The following is a 22786-nucleotide window of genomic DNA, read 5'->3' on the forward strand; positions in this document are numbered from 1 at the left end:
GAATCCTGTTTTAAACTCGCTTCCGGAGAAAAGATATTTTTAGCCTGGTTTTATAGAAACGGCCCTAAAACAGCAAAGCCTGCTCCCCAAGAGGAACAGGCTTTGCTGTCTTTCTTCAACTAAAAGCTATTCTGCTTTCTCGTTGATATAGCTTTTGGCCAGGTCGTTGAGCAACGTATCTGTTTTTTGCTCTTCAGCCAAGGTTTGTCTCAGCAAATCAGCGGCTTCTTTGTGGCCCAGGCGCTCTGCAAAGTGAGCGGCGGTACCGTAACCGGCAATCTCATAGTGCTCCATGCGTTGGATGGAAGCGATAAGCCCAGCATCTTTCACCTCTGGGGTAGCGTCTTCCTCAATGGTTTCCTCGCCTTCCTCAACCAGGCCTTCCATGGCTTTGCACTTCATGCGACCGGGGGTAGTGCCCACCAGTTCGCAGACTTTTTCTAAGCGGTCTTTCTGCGCTTTGGTTTCTTCCAGGTGGGTGGTGATCGCCTGCTTCAGTTTTTCGTCGTCAGTGGCTTTGATCATTTTGGTTAACGCAGCAACGCCTTGTTTTTCAGCGCTATATAGGTCCTTGAGTTGGTGCTCAAATAAATCTTCTAGTGTTTTTAACTTAGCCATAGTGTTATAAGTTCGGTTAGTTGGTAATTATACCGTCTATACGAGGGGGTAGGGTTTGGGTTAAAAAAGAATGGGGATTTCACCCGTTCTACAATACTATTTCTATGGCCTTGCAGCTTCCTTTTTGTGGTTCTTCCTGCGGAGCCCATTCCTAAGGTGCTGATTTTTCAAGGGGTTAGAGGTCCTGTACTTTTTGTTTTGGCAGGAGCAGGAAGAAAATAGGGGCCAGAAGTAAAATTGTTAAAAGGATAATGGTGCCGAAAGCCACTGCATCTCCTTTCTGCTGTCTGCTCCAAGGCAGCAGGAGCCAATTCAAGTGCAGAATGATCAACCCGATCATACCACCGCAAGCAAAAAGGACTTTCTCATGCCTGGAAAGGGCATCTTCTGGTTTGTTTACCGTCATGAAAAGCAGTAAAACCAGAAGCACCCCCAGCAGGGCCACAATCAAAAGGCAGTAAAGAATAATTAGCTTTTCCATGTTGTAAAGGAGAGCCTTTTCTATTACTTTAAGGTAAAACCTAGATTACCAATATGTTATGGAAGGTGGCTGTAAGGGCAGGTAAGGCCTAGGGCTGTTTTGTGGTTGTTTTTCTGAAATAGGCTATAAAACGTGTAAGGGTAGAAGCGTTTCCTTTCTGGCTTTAGGGAAAAACTAACTTCCTGTTTTTTTGGAACGTATCTTGTACTTTTTAGGTAATAAAGGCCGTAAATGAAGAATAACTTTTGCTGGTGGTAAACTAAAAACGGCTTTGGCAGGGTTATGGTAGCAAAGGAAACCAGCAGGAAAAGAGAATGATCATGACAGACAACATCTGGAAATATTTGGGCGGTTTGGGACTGATGGCCCTTACCCTCAACCTCTGCAGTCAGCAGTCTTTCACGGCAGATTCTCCGACCGGTGGAAACGATGAGGTGCGTTTTACCCGAGGTGAAGTCGTCAAAGCCCCTAGTCTGCCTGCCTCGCTTTCCTTTGCCGGAGAGCCCGTTCCGCTGGAGGTACCAGATGTGGCCGAGCGCCTGGACCGGGAACTGCTGGTGAACTCCTACCTGCAAGCTACCACGCTGATAGGTTTGAAGCGGATGCAGCGCTACCGGCCCGAGATTGAACGCATGCTCCGCGAGAATGATATCCCAGAGGATTTCGTGTATCTTTCCCTAGCCGAGAGTCTGTTCAGCCAGGTGACCTCCCCCGCCGGGGCCTCTGGGTTCTGGCAGCTCATGCCCGATACTGCCCGTGGGTATGGTCTTCTGGTGAACGCTGAGGTGGATGAGCGTTTTCATATAAAGAAATCTACCTTGGCGGCTTGCCGGTACTTGAAGTCAGCCATGAAAAAGTTTGGTTCCTGGACCAATGCCGCCGCTGCCTATAACCGTGGGGTAGGCGGTATTGACCGGGCCTTGGAACAACAGAAAGTAGACTCTTATTATGACCTATACCTGAACGATGAAACGTCTAGGTACATGTTCCGGATCCTGGCTTTGAAAGAGGTACTGGGCAACCCGGCGAAATATGGCTTTGACCTGCCCAAAGAGCAAGGCTACGAACCGTTACCTACCCGCTCCCTGACGGTTACTTCCTCCATCCCGGACCTGGCCCAATTTGCCTTGGATCAGGGTACCAACTATAAAACCTTGCGCCTCTACAACCCCTGGATCAAGAGCTTTAAGCTGACTGTGGCCCCCGGAAAAGAGTTTGTGCTGGAACTACCCAAATAATTGGCAAGCTTGACTTCTTCTTTCAGAAGGAGCAGGGTTCTTTACCAAAATCTTTATTTTGCATAAGAGCTAAGCAGACACGGTCTGAGGGTCTTGTACTTCCCTTGCGTGAGAGACAACCATGGCGTATCTTAGAGGCGCCTTCCTGGGAGTGATTGGTTTAGGAAGTCCATTATAAAATGACTTTATGGTTGAAAGTAGGTTTGGTGGCGTGGCCGAGGAGAAGCTGTTAGAGGCCATCAGGAAGGGGAAACAGGAGGCCTTTGGGTTGCTGTATGATACTTACGCTCCGGTCCTGATGGGCATGATCTCCCGGATGGTGTCCCAAACGGAACTAGCCGAAGAGGTGCTGAAAGAAACCTTCCTTACCATCTGGTCTCGTATCCATATCTTTGATCCTTCCCAAAGCAGGTTTCTCACCTGGAGCCTGGCCTTAGCCCGCGGGATAGCCTTGGAAGCCCAGAAAAACGGGAAATACCTTCAACTCAACCAAAGCGGCAAAACCGAAACCAGTCCTCTGACAGAAGTAAAAAAAGAAGACTTCTTAAAAGATGCCCGAACGAATGAAGCGTTTTGCCAACTGGAGCCCCAGGAACGCGCCATCTTAGATTTAATTTACCTCAAAGGGTACAGTTGCTCCCAAGCCTCCCAAGCCTTGGGTATTTCTGAGGAGCAACTTAAAAGCCGTCTAAAAACGGCCTTCAAACACATAGCAGCAGAGAAAACAGCATGAACCCCATTAACGACTACATAGAATCCGGGATTTTAGAGCTGTTTGTCATGGGCGTTACTTCGCCTGAGGAAACCGAGGAGGTGGAACAAATGGCCGCTGCTCACCCTGAGATCAGACAAGAGATAGAGCAAATCCGGCAGAGCATTGAGACATATGCCGTAGCGCATTCAGTAGAACCTCAACCCACGGTGAAACCGCTCGTGCTGGCTACCATCGATTATATGGTTCGGCTACAGAACGGCGAGCCGGTTTCTTCCCCGCCCAACCTTTCCCCCGAGTCCAAAGTGGAGGACTATGCCGCCTGGCTCAACCGGGAAGACATGAAGAGGCCTTCTCCCTCAGAGGACATCTATGTGAAAATCATCGGCTATAACCCTAGTACTACCACCGCCATTGTGTGGCTGGAAAACGTAGCCGATGAGGAAATTCACCACGATGAATATGAACGCTTCCTGATCGTGGAAGGTACCTGCACCATCACGGTAGAAGACCAGGATAACTACCTAACTCCCGGAAGTTATTTCCAGATTCCATTGCATAAGAAACATAAGGTCAAAGTAACCTCCCAAATCCCCTGTAAGGTAATTCTGCAGCGCTTGGCGGCTTAGGCCATTTATAGAATGAAGAATAACGGGTTAATGAATTGAATGTTAATACCTTTCAGGGCTTTGACAATTTGTGGTTAGTTTAAAGTTAACATCCTCATCTCACATCTACCCATTAAGCAAAACCTGTTTATAAGCGTCAGGCTCCGTAGTACTTCTACGAAGGCTTTTTCTGTTTTAGAGATTTACCTCATAGATAAATACTTAATAGTAAGTATTGAAGGTGAGGTGTAGTTTTAATAGTTTGGTGAAAGATAAAATATAACATTATTGTTTCCAGTTACTAACTTTTAAACAGAAACACCTTTTCTGAATTAACTCTTTATTGATCATCACGGGCAAAGGCCAGACAAGTCTAAAGAACAGTTGGCTGTTAACCTATCTGAATTGCTCTCTTCTCCTCGGTTCAGAAGCTTCGAAAAGAAGCTCTGCATGCTCAATGTTTAAAGAATAGCGATTTAATAAAATATTATACCTAATATTTTATGATTGTAGCTGACATGCTGAGCAATATACTCAGTTGGACCAATCATCACATCCAATACTTAACTAGAAAAGTAGAAGTACTGAGTTCTTATAATGTATTGTTGCAATCTCTAGTTGAAGCCGAACAAAAACAGCATGATGCAGAACTGAAAGCAGTAGAACTAGAAAAGGAATTGCAGGAGCAACGTGAAAAGCTAGGGCGTGACCTACATGATGGATTTGGTTCTCAACTTACTCACCTAATATCCCGCCTAGAGCTACTGGCTTACCATAAATTGCCTGATCCTAATCAACTTCTCCGCTTAAGTGAGTTCACTCGCGAGATGAACCACACTCTTAGAGAAACTATTTGGCTTCTTGATCAAGAACAAATTACGATTGAAGCTTTAGGAGGACGTATGCATGGGCTATTGTTAAAGATTTGGGAAGATCGCGAAGTGCCTGACCTGAATTGGAATTTGCTTACTACAAAGGAAAAAATAAATGTGGAGCCTTTAATTGCAATGCATTTATTACGAATTGCTCAGGAAGGCACCATTAATTCACTTAAGTATGCCCGAGCCACACAGGTAAATGTGACGTTAGAAATTAACCAAACGGGTATATTATTGACCATTTCAGATAATGGTATAGGTTTAAATTCAAGATCTTCAACCAAAGGCTATGGGCTTAGCAACATACATAAGCGTGCTAAAGAAGTACAAGGCACTTTTTATCTAGATTCTTCTACTTCAGGTACCTGCATCAAGGTTAAGCTTCCGTTAAGTGCTTAAAATACGTCAATTGACGTATTTACATCCTGCTTTTCACATTGTACCTTTCATATATAAACTAACCCTATTAATATTTTGGATGCAAAAGATAACCGTCGGCATAGTGGAAGACAATGCTCAATTAGGGCAGGATATTCGAGATAAGTTAGCTTTAACAGAAGAAATAGAAGTGACTTTTGAGGTGCGAAATGGTAAAGAATTACTTCAAACTTTAGGTAAGAGTGATGTGCCACAAGTTTTACTAATGGATGTACAAATGCCAGAAATGAACGGTATAGAAGCAACTTGGCAGGTTAAAAAGGAATACAAAGATTTGAAAATTGTGATGCTGACGGTAATGGATGATGAGCAAAAGCTATTTGAAGCTTTAAAAGCAGGTGCTTCGGGCTATTTACTAAAAGATGCAAAGCCTCACCAACTTCTGAATGCGATTATTGATGTGATAGAAGGTGGTTTGCCGCTTTCTCCTACGCTCGCTAGTAGAGTATTAAGTTACATGAAAGGGGAAAAAGAAATTCCCAAACAAGCAGTCAAAACGTTTAATGTTTTAAGTAAACGAGAGAATGAAGTTTTAGAGTGCTTAAAGCGTGGACTAACTGTCAAACAAATTTCAGATAATTTGTTTATTGCTAATAAAACAGTACGGAAACACTTGGAACATATTTATGAAAAATTACACGTGCATTCGGTTAACGAAGCAATAATAAAAGGTTTGGGTTTGTGAATTTTTTTCTTCTTTATATTTTCTTTGATAAACTTTATAACCTTATATCACATAAATATTCATTTAAAATATATTAATAAAATCAATGGGTATATTAAGAATTTTAGATTTAGTTATAGGTATAATATTCATCTACTTCATTTTAAGTATTGTGGCTTCAGCAACATTAGAAATAGTAGCTAACTTCTTAATGTTTCGTGCTAATGATTTGAGAGATTGGGTATATAGTACTTTTAATCAGCCTTATAATTACAAGAAGCCAAACTTTATAAAAAGATTAGGAATAAGTATAGTAAAAAAAATAAATAATTTTTTAGGTAAAAAGGATGTAGTTGAGCCTAAATGTTTAGGTGAGGAAATTTGGCATCACTTCGCGATTGATGGCCTTTCTAAAGCAGGAAAGAAAGTTTCTTATATACCAAGTTCAGAATTCGTTAGAGCTTTATTCGATATTGTAGTAACCGTAAAGCTTAAAGATATAAACGGAAATTATTTATATAGAAATGATTTGATTGACAACTTAGGAAATCCAATTCTTGCTGAAGATAATAACGGAAAAACTTTGGTTGATGAAAATGGTAAACCATTGACCAAATTACAACAAGTCATTAAGGTTAGAGACATAACTCCTAAAATCTATTCTACTGATGAGCTGAGTGAAGCAGTAATTAAAACTGCTTTTCTTTCTAATGATCAAGCTTCCATAATATTACAATATATAAAGGATGGATACAATTTTTATGAAGTAAGAAGAGGCTTTGAAGCCTGGTTTGATCATGCAATGGAAAGGTTATCCGGTGACTATAAGCGGTTTTCACAAAGGTTTCTCTTCTTTAATGGTCTGTTCATTGCATTCCTTTTCAATGTTGATACTATTGCCTTATCTAACTATTTGTATTCAAATCCAGATAAGAGTTTGGTGTTTGCAAATGCCATCTCAAATTCATTTAATGATCCTAACTTTCATATGGCTTTGCAAAATTTGCAAAATTCAAGAGAAAGAGGTACAACTATAAACCCTGCTAATATAGATACTTTAGTAGAAAAGGTATCCCATTTTAGAGAATTAAGTAAATCCATCCAAGATCCGGATTTCCCACTTGGGTGGAAAAAAGAAGAAATTCAAACCTCTCAAACCAATGGTTCTGCTGGAATAATAAATCCTTTCAATAAGATAGATAACCCTCTAAACAGCATCTTAGGGATATTAATTACGGGTTTTGCCCTTTCTTTAGGTGCTACATTTTGGTTTGATTTATTGAATAAGCTAGTAAACCTTAGATCAGCTGGTAAGAAACCTAATGAAACTTATGATGATGCAGATGCAATAGGGTGATATATACATCTATTTGATATTTTAACAATATAATATGCCAAAAATAAAAATTGAAAGAAAGCTAAGGATAAGGAGGGATGCCAGTACTATAAACAAGCATATTGGCATTCTAAAAGTTGGCTCTGTTTTGGATGTTGAAGGTCCTCTTAAAGGATTACCAGTACCTGGATCGGATAATAGTTGGTGGTACAAAGATAGCACAGGCTACTATTGGAGTGGAGGAGTAAAAGAAGTTTCATTAAAGGATCTCAATACAAGAAATTCTAAGTCTTTAAACAAAAAGTCATTAATTGATGATTCTAAAGTAGGTTGGGGAATAGAATTATTAAATATTCCTAAACTATGGAATTTGATTGGTAGTAAAGGCAAAGGAATTAATATTGCCATACTAGATACAGGTGTAGATTACAATCATCCTGATCTACCAAATTATATTAGTTTAAGCAATCCAAATTTTGTTTGTAAAAATTTTTTAAATAATACAACAAATGTTCAGGATTCTGATGGACATGGAACACATTGCGCTGGTATTGTATGTGGTCAAGGAAAGCAAATTTTGGGGGTAGCTCCAGATAGTAATTTGATTGTAGGAAAAATAATGGAAAGAAGTTCTGGCAAAGGGGCTAAACTTGATTATTTGATTGAAGGTATTGATTGGGCTTATAAGAATGGAGCAGATATTATTTCTTTAAGTTTATCCACTTCTATTAATAGTGATAGGTTAAAAGATGTCGTTAAGATGACAGCTGAAAAAGGTGTAAATATAATATGTGCTATTGGAAATGATGGGGAATTAGTTAATGCTGTATATCCCGCAATTTATAAGGAAAGTGTTGCAGTTGGTTCTATAAACGAGCATAAAATTAGAGATGAATTATCAAATTTAAGTAAAGAATTAGATCTACTTGCGCCAGGTGTTGATGTTTATTCAACGGGAATAAACGGAACTTATTTCACAACAAGTGGTACAAGTATGTCAGCTGCATTTGTAAGTGGTGTATTTGGTTTGTTAAGAGTTAAAAACAAAACAGTTAAAGGTTTAGAATTAAATAAATTGGTAATTAGATCATCATCTGACTATGGTGAAATCATTGGGTTTGATAATGAATCAGGCTTTGGTATAATCAATCCTTTAAATGCATTGTATAATTTACAAAATATATGAAGATAATTCTATTGACATTTTTGGTAAGTTCAGTAATGGCTTGCCAATTATCATTGGGGCAAGTAGCTTATTATGATGCTTTAGAACTAAATAAATATTTAGACAAAAAAGGCCAGTTTATAACAGATGACTCCACGAAATCGGGAGGTGAAATCTTAAAAGTTGGAGCTTTATATGGAATTTTAAAGGTTTACTTACCAGATAGTCTGAAAAGTAGGGTTCCTCTCAGCAATCAAACAATACATAAGTTTTATTTTGAGAATAATCCTTTCATTAAAAATCTTCTTTTTAATCCAGAATTAATTGCATTATCATCTGTGCGTACAATTGAAAAAGCTAAAAATGGTTTAGAAAATATTGGAAACTTAGATGTGACAAATTTAGCAGTAGCAATAGCAGATTTTATGATTCAAAGATCTAAAGAAGAGCTAACAGTAACTTTTTTTGATAGATTCAAGGAAGATGTTAATAAATATCCAGAATTAAGAACTCTTTTTCCAACTACTTCAAGCTTTTTAGATTCTTTTGCCTCTCATGAATATGGGGTAATGTTAAAAGTTTTAAGGCAATCATTCAATAATGACTTTTCTAACTTAGGTACTCGCCTTCGCAGCTTAAGGAATCTTTCAACAGCTGATTGCTCTTTGATTGCAACAAGTAAACATAAAAGCAATTGTGAGACGAGGATACAAGCCTATCAAAATGCATTCAATAATGAGAAAAGTATATACTTCTTTGCAGCAACAATCGCAGTAGATAGTCTAAATTTGGGAAGTAACATAGGGAATATTATTGCAGCAATCGCTAACGATCAACAAGTAAATAAATTCCTAGATTCTAACATCGCTAATGCAGCCAAATTGTCAAACCTGTTTTCAGAAAGTTTGCGAACCACAGAAAAAGGTAAAGTTTATATTGATAAAGCGCAGTTAAATTTGTTGATTAATAACCCTGTGGCGCTTAATATTTATTTAGGTTTATTATACCAGAATAGTAAAAATAGACAAATTAAGTTTAATACAAAAAGTACAGGTGTTGTAGATTTTGCAAGTAAGTTAAAGCCACTTGCAAATAATACAAGCTATTTAGTTGATTTTATTTCTAGTGCTGAAACAATAAATCAAAATGTTTTAGAGATACAAATTAAAAAACAAGATAAAGGTGAATTTACAATAAATGATTATATGCAATACGCCAACTCAGCAGTTGCTCTTATTGAAAAATCATTAAATATTGGAACTGTATTTGGGATGGAAACCCCTGAAGAATTTGCTAAGTACATAAATGTTTCACGTTCAGGAATAAACCTTTATTATAATTTAAAGAGTAAAGATTATAGCTCAGGTGTATTTAATACAATAGTTGTACTGGAACAGACCTTTGGAAATGATTTCAAGTATAAAGATCGAGTTTTAAAATATGGTTCTTTTATGGCAGCAGTGTCTGAGGCAGAAAACTCGGATGAAATCAAAGATGCCATTGAAACCGTCGCTTTACCAGCAGGAAGTTCCAGGATAAAAAGAGAGACAGAATTTAATGTAAGTCTTAATGGTTATATAGGTGGTTTTTATGGCAGAGAGATTTTATATCCTTTAGCAATTAATAAATCAGCTACTTCTTTGGGAGTGTTTGCTCCTGTTGGAGTTGGTGCAAATTGGGGTATAAAACCTTCTAAGCCTAATCATGGTGGAAAATCAGTTTCTGCATTTCTTTCTTTGATAGATGTAGGAGCAATAGCAGCTCTTCGCTTAGAGGATGATGATCCAAATGACTCCAACGATCAAAATAATCAAGGTGCAACTTTCCCTCAAGTTAAATTAAAAAATATAATTGCTCCTGGTTTATTTGGAATTTTTGGGTTTGGAAAATCACCTTTCTCTTTAGGTGCAGGAGCTCAAATAGGACCAACTTTACGAGAGGTAACAACTACAGCTGTTCAAGGGATTGAAGATAACTTTTATTTAAGATATAGTTTGTTCTTTACTGTAGACATTCCTTTTTTTAATCTTTATACAAAACCAAGGGTAAACTAATTGAAATTAAAATAAACTATTTGGAATTACATAATTGTTTCTGTAAATGGTTGATAATAGTTACTGATAATTTATTATGAAAACAGAGATAGATGATCAGGCTGAGTATAAACAAAATGGTTTTTTAAATGATTTCGTCTCCAGATTTTGGGAGGCTCGTAAATTAACCCAAAAGAGTCTTTTAAATAGAAGTGAAATTGCTTATTCAAAATTGGCAGAAGAAGCCAGGATTAAAGGATTCAATACTGAAGCATATATAGCTGATGCTGCTGTTTTAGAATTAAAAGGTAAGTATGATGAAGCTATTCGGTGTTTAAACCAGGTTATTGATGATTCAGGTTGTAAAATAAAAGGTGTTGCATATTTTTTATTAGGTTCTGTTTATAAAGAACGTTATCAAAATGAATTTAAGAATGCTATTGAGTCTTATGAGAATGCTATCAAAGATAAACAGTTTGACAAACCAGCTTGGGCAAATAATAATTTAGGTAATATTTATTTTCGTCTTGCTTGTTTAGAAGTAAAACCAGATGGACAATTTCGTGCAGATGAGCATTTTAAGAAAGCTTCAGAATATTATGAAAAAAGTTTGGAGTATAAAGATGAGCAAAGTGATACACAGTATATCACCCATTATAATCAAGGAAGATTGTTTTTGGAATTGAAAGATTATACGAAAGCGATACAAAAGTTTGACGATTCATTAAGTAGTGCTGGGGATAATTATGATATGCAGGGGTCTTGTTACAGAGAGATGGGAACTGCGCATATTATTGTTGCAATGGATGAAAATGGTAAAACCTTTCATGATGCGATTAGTTGTTGGGAAAATGCTCGTGATATATTTGATGAAGCTGATGTTAATGCAGGCGAAGATGTTAATAATACAGGAAAATCAGCTGTTGTACTCGCAAAGATAAGGGTTGCAAGACAATTTAGAGATAAGCTAAAAACACTTCAGCCTGGTTCAGATGACGAAGTGCTTTTGCGTTGGTGGCCTCAAGAAGAATCTGGAGCAGATGGGTATTCCACCCCGGAAGAACGCATATTTTCTATGATTGAGGCTACTGGTCGTGATCGTTATCAGCTTTATAATTCTAGACCAAGTTCACGCTTTTCTGCTCAAATAAAAGGACAAGTTGAAATACCATCAAAGAATGTTTTAGCTATAATGCGTGGTTGGGGTTCAGCATCTCCGTTAATTGAAGATGCTTATAGCGCTTGTGTAGGCGGAGGATATTTCCTTAAATGGCGTGATAAAGGTCTTGTGATTGACCCAGGAATTGATTTTATGCGAAATTTTAGGTCCAATGGTTTTCATATGCGGGAAGTTGATGGTATTGTAGTTAGTCATGACCATACAGACCATAATGCAGATCTTAGATCGATTGATGATGTGTTTTACGAAATGTATAGGCGATCTGATGAAGATGAACCTGGCAAAGGAGAAAGAAATTGGCATTATTACCTGATATGCGATCGACGGACTAAAACAAAAGACTTTTTACGAGAGCAAGCCAAGCATCGTTCTATAATACCAATGGTAAGTAAGTCATCTAAAGAAGAAAAAAAAGAAGTTCCTATAAATTTAAGAGATAAAGGTTTACCTTTTATAGTCCATTATATTAGGGCAGAACATGGTAAAATTGATGCTTTTTGTTTAAGAGTTGACTGTTTAAATTCTGATGGAACTACACCTATAAAAATAGGTTTTACTTGTGATACACAATATGATGTAAGTTTAGATAGTTTTTTGAAAGAATGTGATATATTAGTTGCTCATATAAGCCAACCTAGTTTAGCTGAGTTACTCGATAGTGATATACTTAAGAAAAAACATCTAGGTTATCGGGGTGTAGCTAAATTAATTAAAAAGGTTAAACCTAAATTAGCTATTTTAGGCGAGTTTTGGGCTGGTTTTGCTGATATGAGAATAGATATTACAAAAGGGCTTAAACGAATTTGTAATACCGAGCCACCTGTTCCGATAATACCCAGTAGTGTTGGACTGTTCATAAGTCCAACAAAAGATTTTCCTGAGATTGAATGTACAAATTGTCACAAGTGGAGGCCTGCTTCTAGCATTTATGTTGGGGCATCTACTCATGAATTTGGATCTTTGTCGTATTTGTGTCCTCTTTGCAGGATATAGTTTGTAGGTCAACCCTGAAAATATGATTATCAGAAACCTGAGTGCTTAATCTTTTTATAAGTTTTATGAGTGATTATAGAATCTACTATTATGAATATGTATACTAATGTTAAACTAACTTTTTTTGGTTCTTTCTCAGAAGGCTTTAATTCTGCTAATTGAGGAAACCAATTTGGGAATTCGTTAAAAATGTAAAGGAGAAGTAGAATAATGCATGCAATAAATATAGATACTACTTGTGTTCCTATAAAAATTGCCATACCATGTTCAAGCTTTGTTCTTTTTGATTCATCATTTATGTTATATTTATAGATTCCAGGCTCTTTTGCTATATGATTTTCCCAATTCATTAATCCCCATAATTTTGTTGCGGTTTTTTCTCTTTCTCTAAGGTAAGTTCCAATTTGACAAATTCTTGTGTTGTTAAAAGCCCAACTATAAGAAATAAAATAAGATAGTAATGGGTAAACTAAAATTAAGAAGATAGTATCGTATAATACATTTACGTGTGAAAGATCGCTGCTTTTAGGGATTGCATATGCAAGGATTGCTGCCCAAGCAGTTAGAGTTATTTGTGTGATAGTTGTTTGTTGACCTATTCTTTGTAAGATTTCTTGTCGTAAACTATTATATTCAGCTAAGAATAATGTTTTATCAAATTTGACTTTACCTCTAGGCCCAAACTTGATATTTGTTAATTCGTTTTCTCCATTTGAATGAGTTAAGGAATTATTTATAGGTTCCATAGCTTTTTAATTTAATAAACTTAAAATCTTTTAATTCCAAATATGTTAAGATTAAATTAGACTTTTTCTAAAACGTTATGTTGTCGAAAATTTTTTAGAATTTAGGAGAAATCTTGAACAAGGGCAATACTTATATATGAGTAATATTTGTTTGTTTTTAGGTGATAAGTTCTATTATTGTCTCTATTAGCATTATCTAACCAAAATTTTGTTTAATAAAAATAATCAGTGATTCAAGAAACTCATCGAAATTGGGCCGGAAACTTAACTTATAACACCAGCCAGGTGCACTACCCAACATCGGTGGAAGAGGTGCAGACCATTGTCAAGAATTGCCAGAAGATAAGAGCCTTAGGTTCCAGGCACTCCTTCAACCAGATAGCAGATAGCGGGGAGAATCTGATTTCCCTGGCGCTAATGGCCTCGGTAGTTTCTCTGGACAGAGTTGCCAATACCGTTACTGTAGAAGGGGGCAAGCGCTACGGGGAACTGGCTCCCTTCTTACAAGAGAATGGTTACGCCTTACCTAACTTGGCTTCCTTACCGCATATAACGGTGGTGGGTGCTTGCACAACTGCCACGCATGGCTCTGGAATCCAAAATGGCAACTTGTCCACAGCGGTGTCAGCAGTTGAGTTTGTGAATGCCGAAGGCGAGGTGGTCACCTTGTCTAGGGAGAAGGACGGCGAGATCTTTAATGGCGCTGTTGTGGGTTTGGGAGGTTTGGGTGTGATCACCAAGATTACGCTGGACCTGCAGCCTGCTTTTGACATGCAGCAGGTGGTCTACCGCAACCTACCTATGGCGGCGTTGAAAGACCATTTCCTTAAAATCCAAGCCAAAGGCTACAGTGTGAGTCTGTTCACCGATTGGCGAAACCAAAACATCAACGAAGTCTGGATCAAGAGCAGGGTAGAGGAGGGTGGTCCCACTATTGAACCGAAGCTTATCGGGGCAACGCTGGCTACGGAGAACCTGCATCCCATTGAAAGCGAATCGGCGGTGAACACCACGGAGCAGATGGGCGTGCCGGGCCCTTGGTATGACCGCTTGCCGCACTTCAAGATGGGCTTCAAGCCCAGTGCCGGGAAAGAACTGCAGAGCGAGTACTTCGTGCCGGTGGAACACGCTTATGACGCTATGATGGCGCTGGAGAAAATCCAAGACAAAATCTCACCGCACCTGTTTATCTCCGAGATCAGAACCATCAAAGCTGACGAACTCTGGATGAGCCCCCAGTACAAGAAAACCTCCGTGGCCTTTCATACCACCTGGAAGCAGGATATGGAGGTGGTGATGGAGTTGCTGCCCTTGATGGAGGCCCAGTTAGCCCCGTTCCATCCTATTCCGCACTGGGGTAAGTTGTTTACCATGGCACCGGAAGTGGTGCAGTCCAGGTATGAACGGCTCGATGATTTTAGACAACTGCTGCACCAATATGATCCCAAAGGAAAGTTCAGGAACGAGTTCTTGGAGAAATACCTCTATTCTAGTGGAACCTGAGGTTATTCTTTAACACAGTTTAACGGCTCTTTTCCTAAAATAAGCACTTAAACGAAAATCAAGGGCATAAAAAAAGCCTCTCCCAACCGGAGAGGCTTTTTTGTACTCTATCTTTATAGCTAAAGACTAGGCGCGTTTTACGTTGATGGCGTTTAGTCCTTTTCTTCCTTCTTGAAGATCATAGACTACCTCGTCGTTTTCTCTGATTTCATCTACCAAGCCAGAAACGTGTACGAAGTACTCCTGATTTGAATTGTTGTCTTTGATAAAACCGAACCCTTTAGAGTCGTTGAAGAATTTTACTGTTCCTTGATTCATAATGTTGTTAAATATACATCTACTACTCTCAAAGGTAGACAATAGTTCAAGGTATCCTAGAAAAAGGTAAATTTTATTTTAATTACGTTCAATTCTGCTCCTTTGGGTTGTAGGTTACTACCGTCTGTTTTCGTACCTTTACAGCCGGAAAGCAATCATTATCTCCTCTCTTACGCCGCCGCATCTTAGGCTGGTTCTAAGTTTCACTGATAATCCTTGAAGCCTGCCCAACAGGTTTTCCTAACCCTAAGCTCTCATCTGGTCCTTTCCCTGCGGGGAGGTTTCCTTATTTCTGGTTTGCGCTGGCAACTGCTTTTTGGTGATAGCTTAAAGGCAGAGGAAATAAGGGCCAAGAGCAAGACTGGGTAGGCAACTGTACTTTCTGGAAAGAGTATAAATACTTAAGGTGCTTTGGTCTTTGCAAGAGGAGCAGGGAAAGAGGCCTTAGGTAATATGTTAAATTTAACCGTTGACTATGGCAAGATCACAGAACAGTTTCATGAAGAAACAATTAGAGCAGAAAAAACTGAAAAAGAAAAAAGACAAGGAAGAACGCAAGCAGGAACGCCACGAGAACTCGACGGGCGGTAAGTTAGAGGATATGCTCATGTACGTAGATGAGAACGGCAACTTCTCCTCCACGCCTCCAGAAAAGAAGAAAGAGTAACCTTCCCAGGGGTATTCCAGATTTCTTCCTAAAACCCTCGTTTCCCAAACGAGGGCATAAATCTCCTAATAGTCCATTCTCTTTTTATGCTTCTTTGCCCCAAGGTTGGCTTAACCAATAACTTGGCCCCAAAAGCATAGAATCAGGAATCACCTCTTTTTGCCCTTACTTGTAAATAAAGTGGCTAAGATCAGGCTTAGTTTAAGGCATTATTTTGCAAAAACGGGTTTAAACCAGAGTCCTGGGGCGTTTGCTTTCAAGGCAGAATTTTCAAGTGAAAAATTACCTGGGCAGAGAGAAGCAGGAAGAAGATGTTTGAGTATATTCAAGCAACGCTTCACGCAACCCGAAAGAGATGGAAACAATAGATAAACTGGCCTGGATTGAAATCAAGGATGGCCTCATCCTGAGCACCCGAACCAAAGGTCGGACCAAATTCTATTTTCCGGGCGGTAAGCGGGAGGCCGATGAAAACGACTTCTCCGCCCTGTCCCGGGAAATTAAGGAAGAACTGACCGTGGACCTGATTGAGAAAACGGTCAACTATTTCGGGACGTTCCAGGCCCAGGCCGACCTTCATCCGGAAGGCGTTCAGGTGAAAATGACCTGCTATACAGGTTCCTACACCGGCACCATCCAGCCCGCCGCCGAAATTGAGGAAGTGGTCTGGCTGGGCTACGCCGACCGGGAGAAAGTATCACCGGTAGACCAAATCATTTTTGACTGGCTCAAAGAGGAGAGACTTCTCAAGTAGCCTTTTTTCATACCTTATTGTCAAATGTCTTTCCCGTTTTCCGCCTCCTTTGTAAAAAGGAGCCTGGAAATCGGAGAACTTATAAGCATCCAATTTCCCCATCCGCATACCGGCTACGCCGCTATTTCCCACTAGAATAGTAGGAGTGGCCAAGTCCCGAAAAGACGCTTTCTTAGTGGTTTTTTCTTGGTTAAAGAAGGCCATCTCTATCATGCTGCCATGTCCTTTTTGATTAGGACACCTTTTTATTTCCAGGGATTGAGGATATACCATTTCGAAATTTTAGAGCCTCGGTTACGCTGCTCCGTCATTTTGCTAGTCTATGCGCAGCCGTGTCTGCTGTGCTGGGGTGTTTACTTACTCACCAACGGAATTTGCAAAAAGTCCTTTCTCAGAAGAAAATAGTTGCGGCAAAAATAGGAGTGTTTTCCCCCTGGTTTACCAGAAACAGCTCTGAAACGGAGAGTAGAATCAGAACTGTTAAATGGAAAAGATCTCTATGAGGGAAGAAGCCGCTTGAACCCATCCGCCTGCTATTCTCCTGTCATTTCAATATGAAATACTTAAGAGGAAGGCTTTACATGGCCTTTTCAATCTTCACCTTCTTGCCTTTTAGCTTTTCCTGTTGGAGGAGCTGCACTGCTTTGTCCAGTTTCTTTTTGGCTATGGCCACGTAAGCGGCGTTATCCTGGAGCTCAATCCGGCCCAGGTCGGCTTTGTCCAGCCCGCCTTTCTGCAACATCCAGCCTACTATGTCCACTTTGTTCACCTTGTCTTTCTTGCCGGCGCTGATGTAGATGGTCTCCCAGGGAGAGGCCGGGGGTAGGGCTTGCCTGGCCGGCAGGTTCTCCACCGGCGGAATTTGGGTGAGGTAAGACGGTTTCTCCTCGGGTTGCAGGAGCAGGTAACTGGTGCCTTTGGCGTTCATGCGCGCGGTGCGGCCGTTGCGGTGGGTGAAATTGTCCTGGTCGGGAACCTGGAAGTGCACCACAAACTCCACCTCAGGAATGTCCAGGCCGCGGGCGGCCAAATCGGTGCTCACCAGGGTGCGGTAGGTACCGTTCCGGAATTTCATAAGGGTGCGTTCGCGGTCGGGTTGTTCCAAGCCACCGTGGAAGATGCCGTGGGGCAAGCCTTTGCCGCGCAGGAAATCGCTCACTGCCTCCACCGTTTCGCGCTGGTTGCAGAACACAATGCTGGAGGAGGTGCCGATAGTGCAGAGCACGTCAAGTAAGGCCTGTAGTTTGTTTCCTTTCTGCACTTCCACGGTTTTCACCTGCAGGTCTGGGGCGTTGCTAGACTCCTGCAGGAAATTGACCGTCACCGGGTTTCTGAGGCCGGTAAAGGAAGGAACCTTGATCATGGCCGTAGCCGACACCAGAAGCCGTTTGTCTACCTGCTTCAACTGCCCGATGATGTAGGCCATGTCCTCCTGAAACCCGTACTCCAATGATTTGTCAAACTCATCCAGCACCAGCGTCTGGATGTGGGCCGTGGAGAAGTTCTCTTCCCGCAGGTGGTAGGCAATCCGGCCGGGTGTGCCGATCAAGAGGGCCGGCGGGTAAGCCAGGCTGCGCTTCTCGGGGTTGGTGGCGTGGCCGCCGTAGAGGCTGTCTACCTTCAGGCCAGTACCCATACTTCTGAAAACCCCCTCAATCTGCATGGCCAATTCCCGGGAGGGTGCCAAAACGAGGGCCTGCACCTCTTGCACCTCGGGCTTCAGCCGGGGCAGCACAGACAGCAGATACCCCAAGGTTTTCCCTGATCCGGTAGGCGAAAGCAGGATAACGTCGCTTTTTTGCGCGGCCGCCAGGGTCTCCTCTTGCATTTGGTTCAGCTGGGGAATCTTCAGGGTATCCAGAATTTTTTGAAGCATGGTGAATGGGTTTATTCCGTAAAGGTAGCTAATAAAATCTCAGGCCTGGGTGCGCCGGGTGTGTACTCACCTCAGCAAAACTTAGACACGAGAACCTGTAAGTAACGGAGAAAGAGTTTATGGGCTGGTTTCCTGAAAAAAGGTTCAAAACGGGTTAAAGCCAAATCCACAAAAACTGAGGGCTGTTGGTAATATTTGAGGTTGCCCATCGACTTATAGGGCATAAAGTTAAGGTAAGCAGGAGAGCGGGTAAATTGAAAGCGCTTGGGCAAATAAGCTTCGGCATTTTAATACGGGCCTGCGTACAGAATGGGGCAGTTGCTGCGTTTTTGGTTTAAACAGAAAGTTATGGCAATATTTTTCGCATTTATTCTGGCCGCTATTTTAGGATATATTTACGGCCATCGCATCAGGCCCAACAGACGGCTGCAGAAAATCATGCGCGAGCTGAAGGAGAAATGCAGCGCAGTGCTGGAGGACGAGAAGAAGGGTGTGTACAAAACCATTGTGACGGAGAACCAGAACTCCTCTGAGCTGGTGGTGGAAGTGAAGGAGCTGGCGGTGACGGAGACAGGGCAAGTGAAGGTGCAGTACCTGAACGCTTTTTACAAGAACCCGTCTTTCAGGACCCGCAAAGGCACCGAGCTTCTGCAGGAGGTACACGGCCTCTTAGGCGAATACTTGCCCAAGCAGGAGATTGAATGGTATGAGGTAAACGGCCGTCATGCCGCCATTAAAGAGTTTGTCAACGAGTTAGATACAATCCAAAACCCCCACACCGCTAGAAAATAGAAACCATGGAAAATAAGGAAATCACCCTAGCTGAGAACAAAGAACTGGTCCAGCAGAAAGCGCTTGAAATCTCCAAGACCATAGATCCTACCAAACCAGAAAGCCTCAGTTCCTTTGGCGTGGAAACGCAGCGCAAGCTGGGTTACTATTCCAACGAGCTCCTGACCAAGGTGAAGGCCAAAGACTCCGGTGAGGCCGGTGAGGCCATCAATGAACTGTTGGCCCAGATCAACATGATCAAGGTGGACGAGACCGAGAAACCCGGCTTCTTCTCCCGCCTGCCGTTTGTGGGCAAAATCAAAGACAAGACCCAGAAGCTGGCCAGCCAGTACAACTCGGTGTCTGAGAACGTAGATGATGTGGTGGTGAAGCTGGAAAAAACCCGGCAAAGCGTCTTAAAAGATTCTACTGGGCTGGAGGTCATGTTCAAGCAGGTGGTGGAGTACATCCATGAAGTGCGTTCATTGATTGCTGCCGGAAGACTGAAGATTGAGGAGATTGAGAACCAACTCATTCCGCAGCTCCAGTCTGAGGTGGAAAGCAGCGGCCAGGATGAATTGGTGGTGCAGCGCTTGGCAGACATGGTGGCGTTTAAAGACCGTTTAGAGAAAAAGGTGCATGATTTCACCTTATCACATACCATTGCCACGCAGTCTATGCCGCAGATCCGGATGATCCAGACCACCAATGACGTGCTGGCTCAGAAAATCCAGAACTCCATTGTGACCGTGATTCCGGTGTGGCGTCAGCAGGTAGCCATCGCGTTGGGTCTGGAGAAACAACGCAAAGCCCTGGAAATCCAGAAGAAGGTAACGGATACCACCAACGAGATGCTGTTGAAGAACTCGCAGTTGCTTAAAACCAATGTGGTGACCGCCGCCACGGAGAACGAGCGAGGCATTGTGGACGTGGATACCCTCAAGAAGGTGAACAAAGACATGGTGGAAACCCTGGACGCCGTGATCAAGATCTCAGAGGAAGGCAGCCGCAAACGCGCTGAGGCCGTAAAAGAGCTCGCCCTGGTGCAGGAAGAGCTCAACAACAAGATCCTGGGCACGCTGGGTAAATCCAAAAAAATTGAAATTGAGTAATGGCTAGTGATTCTTCCCCCAACGAGTCCCTGGAAAGCGTCCTGACGCAGGAGCAGGACGCCCTCCTGGACTTGTACCTGAACAACCTGGACAATTTCTTCGAGAATCAGAAAAACGCCGAGAAAATACAGGTTGAGATTGAAACCCTGCACCTTAAAAAGATATTGACTGAATGATGGATTTCGTGCGAGCCCTTTTCGGGATGAAGGAAGAAGGCCGGAGGGCGGTGGCGGGCGCTGCGGCAGATTTTGCGATGGAGGAGATTGTGTATATCAAAGAGTCTAACCGGCGGCTTTCCATGTTGCAGGAGCTCAGCTCCCGCTACAAAGCCACACCGCAAGCCTCTAAAATGAAGGCCGTGTACGACAAGACCCGCAACATCCACACGTACCTGGTGGCCCGCAAAAAAGTCCACGACCTGGAGGTCTTCCACCTCAAGAACACTGACCATTTCATCAATACCTTCACCGCCATCCTGGACGTGCACCAGAAGCACGACCAGCTTACGCAGGCGGCCTCAGCGTCTACCGGAAAGGTGGAGTCCATGGTGCAGAACAGCCGGGCTGAGCGGCTGAAGCGGCTGGAGAAAACGGCCAACCTGCCAGACCAGGTGAAACCCATTACCAACCCGGTACAGTTTTACCATGCCGGAGAGGCCAAAGCCGCCGTGCCCCGCCTGTACCTGCCGGATATCTCCATCAACACCGTAGAGAAGGTCACCTACTACACCGATGGTAAAGCTGAGGAACTTGTGCCCCGGCAAGTAGGTTTCACCTCCTCCAAAGACCAGAAGGAAGCATTCCAGAACCATCTTGCCGTGCGATTAGGTCTGAAGGATGTTTCCTACGTAGGCAACGCGCTGGTCACTATCCCCAACAACAATGGCATCACGCCCACCGGCATCGTGCCCGTTATCCATTGGGAAGGCTTTCTGTACGCCCTTAACCTGAATGATTACCGCCTTTTCCCGGTCCGGATATTTCGGAACGGAGGTAAATAGAAATCCACTCTCCACAGTGCTGGGGATTGGATTTTTTATGGTAGGTTCTTTCCAACATTCAAAGGCGCGGGAGTAATCCTTTTTCTTGCCCATCTAAAGGTTTGAAGGTCAACATTGGAGAAGTGATTTTCCGCTGCTAACTTGCATCTGATTGCTTCTAGTTTCCTTATTTAGTTTGGTAGGAAAGGGTAGAAGCGGGCGACAGCGCAGATGAATTTTAAGAAGTACCTCAGAGAAAAGCTCTTCCTTTCTCAGACTGATCAATCAATCCTTCAGACCGAAGTAAAGGAAACCAACCTGCAGCGTATTTCCTTTACCTCCCTACTGGTCTTACCGGTTTCGGCCGCCCACGTGCTGTTGTTTTACCTCCAGCTCCATACCGGCAACCCCACCGAGTTTCTCTGGAAAAAAGGGATTATCTACGCCCATGCCTCCTTCTTTGTCCTCAATGCCCTGATTGCTCTGGTCACCAACTGGGTAAAAAAGCGTCCGGCTTCCAAAGGCAGAATACCTACCATTCTGTCTACCCTGATGTTCCTGATTGTTCCCGTTTTCGGGGCGATTTTGGCCATCATTGACCAATTGGTGAACGCCTCTATCAATGCTTTTCTGGTAGGCTGTATTGCACCGGCCCTGATACTGCAGGTAAGGCCTTGGAGAACGCTGCAACTGTTCCTGGTTTCTTATGTCGTGTTTTACATAGGGTTAGCCTTCACTCAAGCAGATGCCTCTTTGCTGCTGACCATGCGGGTGAACGGAATCTCAGCAGCCACTATTGGGTGGGGGCTTTCCTGGGTTCTGTGGCGCAGCAATATGACCAACTACCGGCAAGATCGGCAGATTGTGGCCCAGAAAGCCGAATTGGAACGGAAAAACAAAAGCTTGCGGCAAACGTCGCAGTGCCTAGCCGAAGCCAATTCAGCCAAGGATAAACTCTTTGCCATTGTCTCCCATGACCTCCGGGGCCCGCTTCAATCCAACTTGCAGCTTTCTGGCATGCTGGCGGAAAACAGCCCTCATGTCACACCAGACAAGCGCGAGCATTTAGCACAGCTGCTGTATAAAAGCCTGCAGAACACCACCAAACTAATGGAGAATTTGCTTTTGTGGGCCAGAAGCCAGACAAACCAGATTCCTTTCAAACCCGAGGCGGCGGAAGTATACCACGTGCTGGAAGAAAGCATTGGTTACCTCCAGTTTATGGCCCAGAACAAGCACATATCCATTGAGAACCAGGTGCAACCGCAGGTAGTTGCCTTCGCGGACAAAGAGATGCTGGCGACTATTTTCCGGAACCTGATTTCCAACGCCATCAAGTTCACCAAGCAGGAGGGAACGATAACCATCTCCACCGAGGTCTTACCGCCCCAAACCGGACAAGCCCCTTTCCTCAACATCAAGGTACAGGACAACGGGGTAGGTATTTCAGAAAAAGCGGTGGCGTACTTGTTTGATATAGGCAAGAAGACCTCCTCTTTAGGAACGGAAAAGGAAACCGGTTCTGGCTTAGGGTTGGTGCTGTGCAAAGAGTTTGTGGAAAAGAATGGCGGCAAAATGAGCGTCCAAACCGAACGAGGCAAAGGCACTACCTTCTCCTTCCTCTTACCGCTTCATCCGGCAGAACCATTGGCCAACCTGTCTTTGGGAGAAACTTCCTTAGGGGTTTCCCACCTCTAAATACTTACAAAAGGTTAG

22 protein-coding genes are annotated in these 22786 nt (G+C 42.5%); 17 read left to right on the forward strand and 5 right to left on the reverse strand.

The window, feature by feature from the left end; translation table 11 throughout:
- Nucleotides 1-126: 126 nt before the first annotated feature.
- Together FOA19_RS10385 and FOA19_RS10390 are read right to left on the reverse strand one after the other, a co-directional pair.
- Nucleotides 127-618, reverse strand: coding sequence for a YciE/YciF ferroxidase family protein (locus tag FOA19_RS10385; RefSeq protein ID WP_149090766.1), 492 nt, complete (start codon nt 616-618; stop codon nt 127-129).
- A 175-nt stretch (nt 619-793) separates the two neighbouring features.
- Entirely contained in the window at nt 794-1099 is a 306-nt protein-coding gene (locus FOA19_RS10390; RefSeq protein WP_149090767.1) for a hypothetical protein, read from the reverse strand.
- A gap of 314 nt (nt 1100-1413) precedes the next feature.
- Here FOA19_RS10390 and FOA19_RS10395 point away from each other — a divergent pair, with 314 nt between their 5' ends.
- The 9 genes from FOA19_RS10395 (at nt 1414) to FOA19_RS10435 (ending at nt 12344) form a co-directional block, all read left to right on the forward strand.
- Nucleotides 1414-2337, forward strand: coding sequence for a lytic transglycosylase domain-containing protein (locus FOA19_RS10395; protein ID WP_223808835.1), 924 nt, complete (start codon nt 1414-1416; stop codon nt 2335-2337).
- Nucleotides 2338-2524: 187 nt separating this feature from the next.
- The gene (locus FOA19_RS10400) at nt 2525-3070 is read left to right on the forward strand and encodes an RNA polymerase sigma factor (RefSeq protein ID WP_149090768.1); all 546 of its coding nucleotides are present in this window, start codon (nt 2525-2527) and stop codon (nt 3068-3070) included.
- Nucleotides 3067-3678: a cupin domain-containing protein gene (locus tag FOA19_RS10405; RefSeq protein WP_149090769.1), complete on the forward strand. Its 612-nt coding sequence runs from the start codon at nt 3067-3069 to the stop codon at nt 3676-3678. The genes FOA19_RS10400 and FOA19_RS10405 overlap by 4 nt, the downstream gene beginning before the upstream one ends.
- Before the next feature lie 482 nt (nt 3679-4160).
- Nucleotides 4161-4934 (forward strand): sensor histidine kinase, encoded by a 774-nt coding sequence (locus FOA19_RS10410; RefSeq protein WP_149090770.1) that lies wholly within the window; start codon nt 4161-4163, stop codon nt 4932-4934.
- Nucleotides 4935-5013: 79 nt separating this feature from the next.
- On the forward strand, nt 5014-5658 hold the full coding sequence (locus FOA19_RS10415; RefSeq protein WP_149090771.1) for a response regulator transcription factor: 645 nt from the start codon (nt 5014-5016) through the stop codon (nt 5656-5658).
- 85 nt (nt 5659-5743) lie between these two features.
- Nucleotides 5744-6994 (forward strand): hypothetical protein, encoded by a 1251-nt coding sequence (locus tag FOA19_RS10420; RefSeq protein WP_149090772.1) that lies wholly within the window; start codon nt 5744-5746, stop codon nt 6992-6994.
- A gap of 34 nt (nt 6995-7028) precedes the next feature.
- Nucleotides 7029-8159 carry a S8 family peptidase gene (locus tag FOA19_RS10425; protein WP_149090773.1) on the forward strand — a complete coding sequence of 377 codons (1131 nt, stop codon included), beginning with the start codon at nt 7029-7031 and terminating at the stop codon, nt 8157-8159.
- On the forward strand, nt 8156-10192 hold the full coding sequence (locus tag FOA19_RS10430) for a hypothetical protein (protein WP_149090774.1): 2037 nt from the start codon (nt 8156-8158) through the stop codon (nt 10190-10192). Before FOA19_RS10425 ends, FOA19_RS10430 begins: the two co-directional genes overlap by 4 nt.
- Before the next feature lie 76 nt (nt 10193-10268).
- A complete protein-coding gene (locus FOA19_RS10435) occupies nt 10269-12344 on the forward strand; it encodes an MBL fold metallo-hydrolase (protein WP_149090775.1) in 2076 nt (691 codons plus the stop codon).
- 29 nt (nt 12345-12373) lie between these two features.
- Here FOA19_RS10435 and FOA19_RS10440 read toward each other — a convergent pair whose 3' ends face one another.
- Nucleotides 12374-13090, reverse strand: coding sequence for a hypothetical protein (locus FOA19_RS10440; RefSeq protein WP_149090776.1), 717 nt, complete (start codon nt 13088-13090; stop codon nt 12374-12376).
- A 285-nt stretch (nt 13091-13375) separates the two neighbouring features.
- Here FOA19_RS10440 and FOA19_RS10445 point away from each other — a divergent pair, with 285 nt between their 5' ends.
- Nucleotides 13376-14593 carry an FAD-binding protein gene (locus FOA19_RS10445; RefSeq protein WP_317132029.1) on the forward strand — a complete coding sequence of 406 codons (1218 nt, stop codon included), beginning with the start codon at nt 13376-13378 and terminating at the stop codon, nt 14591-14593.
- 126 nt (nt 14594-14719) lie between these two features.
- On the opposite strand, the gene FOA19_RS10450 is transcribed toward FOA19_RS10445, so the two are convergent.
- Entirely contained in the window at nt 14720-14911 is a 192-nt protein-coding gene (locus FOA19_RS10450; RefSeq protein ID WP_062542011.1) for a cold-shock protein, read from the reverse strand.
- A 475-nt stretch (nt 14912-15386) separates the two neighbouring features.
- Between FOA19_RS10450 and FOA19_RS10455 the strand changes: the two genes are divergently transcribed.
- The gene (locus FOA19_RS10455; RefSeq protein ID WP_149090778.1) at nt 15387-15578 is read left to right on the forward strand and encodes a hypothetical protein; all 192 of its coding nucleotides are present in this window, start codon (nt 15387-15389) and stop codon (nt 15576-15578) included.
- A gap of 355 nt (nt 15579-15933) precedes the next feature.
- Nucleotides 15934-16332, forward strand: a complete 399-nt coding sequence (locus tag FOA19_RS10460) for an NUDIX hydrolase (RefSeq protein ID WP_149090779.1) — start codon at nt 15934-15936, stop codon at nt 16330-16332.
- Nucleotides 16333-16909: 577 nt separating this feature from the next.
- Here FOA19_RS10460 and FOA19_RS10465 read toward each other — a convergent pair.
- Nucleotides 16910-18208, reverse strand: coding sequence for a DEAD/DEAH box helicase (locus FOA19_RS10465; protein WP_149090780.1), 1299 nt, complete (start codon nt 18206-18208; stop codon nt 16910-16912).
- A gap of 348 nt (nt 18209-18556) precedes the next feature.
- On the opposite strand from FOA19_RS10465, the gene FOA19_RS10470 reads away from it, so the two are divergent.
- The 5 genes from FOA19_RS10470 to FOA19_RS10485 all read left to right on the forward strand — a co-directional run bounded on the left by FOA19_RS10470 (nt 18557) and on the right by FOA19_RS10485 (nt 22768).
- Complete coding sequence (locus FOA19_RS10470; RefSeq protein ID WP_190300360.1) at nt 18557-19000, forward strand: hypothetical protein; 444 nt, start codon at nt 18557-18559, stop codon at nt 18998-19000.
- 5 nt (nt 19001-19005) lie between these two features.
- Nucleotides 19006-20091: a toxic anion resistance protein gene (locus FOA19_RS10475; protein ID WP_149090781.1), complete on the forward strand. Its 1086-nt coding sequence runs from the start codon at nt 19006-19008 to the stop codon at nt 20089-20091.
- Nucleotides 20091-20267: a hypothetical protein gene (locus FOA19_RS23360; protein ID WP_190300361.1), complete on the forward strand. Its 177-nt coding sequence runs from the start codon at nt 20091-20093 to the stop codon at nt 20265-20267. Before FOA19_RS10475 ends, FOA19_RS23360 begins: the two co-directional genes overlap by 1 nt.
- Nucleotides 20264-21091, forward strand: coding sequence for a hypothetical protein (locus FOA19_RS10480; RefSeq protein WP_149090782.1), 828 nt, complete (start codon nt 20264-20266; stop codon nt 21089-21091). The genes FOA19_RS23360 and FOA19_RS10480 overlap by 4 nt, the downstream gene beginning before the upstream one ends.
- A 210-nt stretch (nt 21092-21301) precedes the next feature.
- Complete coding sequence (locus tag FOA19_RS10485; RefSeq protein WP_149090783.1) at nt 21302-22768, forward strand: ATP-binding protein; 1467 nt, start codon at nt 21302-21304, stop codon at nt 22766-22768.
- Nucleotides 22769-22786 lie beyond the last annotated feature (18 nt).

It is taken from the genome of Rufibacter hautae (assembly GCF_008271695.1).
Taxonomy (GTDB): Bacteria; Bacteroidota; Bacteroidia; order Cytophagales; family Hymenobacteraceae; genus Nibribacter; species Nibribacter hautae.